A 2,180-nucleotide genomic window follows, 5' to 3' on the forward strand; every position below is an offset into this window, starting at 1 on the left:
ATTTGTCCGGTTCATTTTCTGCATATGCTGCACTTCAACTATGTGATTCATTTTGGTCACTTTTACAAACTCTTCAGGAGCGATTGAGACCATGTCATCACTGGTTTTTACCACCTTTTTCACCTCATTTTTCTGTGCTAATGTTTAATTAAAATCAAGTTAATAAATAGAGGGACGCTTTTTAGCCGTTATTTTTCCTAACTTGCTTCTCCAAATCCTCAAGCTTCTGGATGACCTGTCCCATATCAGACATAGCTCTCATCGCCTGCTTTTGACTGAAATACTGCTCAAGAGCCATCGTAACGATTGACGTCTTCGGAATCCCCAAACGTTCAGACTCTTCCACCAGCTGAGCATTAATAGACTGCGAAACCTGAGCAATAACTTTTACCGCATTGTTATTTGACATTCCCTTAACCTCCTATTACCGATTTAGTAAAATTATATATCTGATTTGATAAATCGTCAATGAGAATCTATTACACTAAAAAATCAACCCACCAACCTCCCATTCATGGGAGGCTCCCTCGCCGGTAGGCAGGTCAAAAGGTTTCACTTTTGACACACCAAGAGGGTTTGGGTCTGGTGGTTCTGTCAACTCCTTATCCTCCCTCTGGTCCGGTACCGTTGACAGAAATGTTTATGCAGCGTTCTAATTTTCTAATTGCGCACTCCGTAAACTGGTTCGAAAAAGACTTTGCCGAATTTTATTACCTGTACATAGCCAGCAATTTTAAATTTATCTAACCTATCACTCAAAAGGATCATTTCCTCATGCGTCAGCAGATCCTCACTCTTTTGTCTGAAAATCGGTAAATCCGTTCCTTGCACTTCATGACTTCGATAAAGCATTTTGTTCACCTCAGTTTTATTTTTTAAGGTGGTAACCATTCGTTAACCACCCTGTGTCTCCCTTTAATATTTTTTAACACGCTTGACGAAAACACCAGGAGTTTTAGCACACAAACGGAGTTTGTATAAGTGCGCCCTTAATCGCTTTTGTTCATCGGGAGGATAGACCACTCAGAACCTTTTCGGAACCATCACGAGGGTACAGAGTGCCCATTTATACACCACCCTGAAAAGGGGTGTTAAACGGGTCTCCTGTCCAGGAGGAAAAACGTTTGTCATACTGACAAATAACCTACGGGAAAATAAAAAAGGGAACCTCCTACCAGTGCAAGGGAACCCCCTTAACAGGAACCCCCTTGCACCAGTAGGGGAACCCCCTTTTCTCTGGTTTAAATATCGCGTTTTGTGTTATACTGAAGAAACGAAATCGTGTTTTGAAAGTCGTCGCTTTCGACGTGATAACTTTTCTGGTAGTGGGGTTGTGCCGACCCTACTACTTTTTTTATGTCCTTAAATTTCATTTCTTCTCTTTCCGGCTTGATGATCCCCTTCGATTTTCGGTACATATTCATTCCAGGAGGATACATGTGAAGCCGACCACCCTTTATAAATTTCTTCTCTTTGCCATCCACAACCTTTGTTTTAATCTCACAGCCCTCAGAAGCCACTTTAAAGGCCGTTTCCTTGTCTTTGACATCATCTAGGTCTATGTCAGCCAAATAAGCGCTTAAATAGGCTCCTATGTTGTCTACGTCCTTAAGTGATTTCGTAGAAACAATTCTTCCTTGTTCCCATAACTCTCTAACAAGATTATTGCTTAAATAAACTTTCTCTAAATCATTGAATCTTACTAGAACGTGACAATGCCATGCACCTCGTTCCTGTGGCTCTACAACGGTTATGTAGTCTATTGTGGACTTATCTTGATACTTACGCTTAAGGCGAGTCATAAAACGCTTAAAATCGCTATACAGACGCTTTGTATCGGTCATATTCTCTTTGTAAGTCAAAGTGATATGTAGCTCATTAGGTTTCCCTATGAAATTATTATTTATCAAATATCGGATTTTTTTAAATGTTTGTCTTAGAGAATTATAGTTTTGCTGACGGTTCTCAGAGTGTTCAAACTCTCTTATTTCGCCAGTTGATATATCTACAAATCTATCTTTGTCTAATTTTTTGATATGATTTGTCCGGTTCATTTTCTGCATATGCTGCACTTCAACTATGTGATTCATTTTGGTCACTTTTACAAACTCTTCAGGAGCGATTGAGACCATGTCATCACTGGTTTTTACCACCTTTTTCACCTCATTTTTCTGTGCTAA

Annotated in this window: 3 protein-coding genes; all 3 read right to left on the minus strand. The window is 39.8% G+C overall.

The features are described 5' to 3' along the window. Positions 1–181 precede the first annotated feature (181 nt). Complete coding sequence (locus ACH0QE_RS25335) at positions 182–409, minus strand: hypothetical protein (protein WP_415803142.1); 228 nt, start codon at positions 407–409, stop codon at positions 182–184. 251 nt (positions 410–660) lie between these two features. Continuing rightward, the gene (locus ACH0QE_RS25340; protein WP_415803143.1) at positions 661–891 is read right to left on the minus strand and encodes a hypothetical protein; all 231 of its coding nucleotides are present in this window, start codon (positions 889–891) and stop codon (positions 661–663) included. Positions 892–1,241: 350 nt separating this feature from the next. Next, positions 1,242–2,180: rolling circle replication-associated protein (locus ACH0QE_RS25345; RefSeq protein ID WP_415803144.1), on the minus strand; the 939-nt coding region annotated here is incomplete at its 5' end.

Source organism: Mesobacillus sp. (genome assembly GCF_047739415.1).
Classification (GTDB): Bacteria; Bacillota; Bacilli; order Bacillales; family Cytobacillaceae; genus Mesobacillus.

Excerpts from the sequence above, each read along its gene's own strand:
- ACH0QE_RS25335 (WP_415803142.1), bottom strand. The coding sequence starts at position 409 with ATGTCAAATAACAATGCGGTAAAAGTTATTGCTCAGGTTTCGCAGTCT.
- ACH0QE_RS25340 (WP_415803143.1), bottom strand. The coding sequence starts at position 891 with ATGGTTACCACCTTAAAAAATAAAACTGAGGTGAACAAAATGCTTTAT.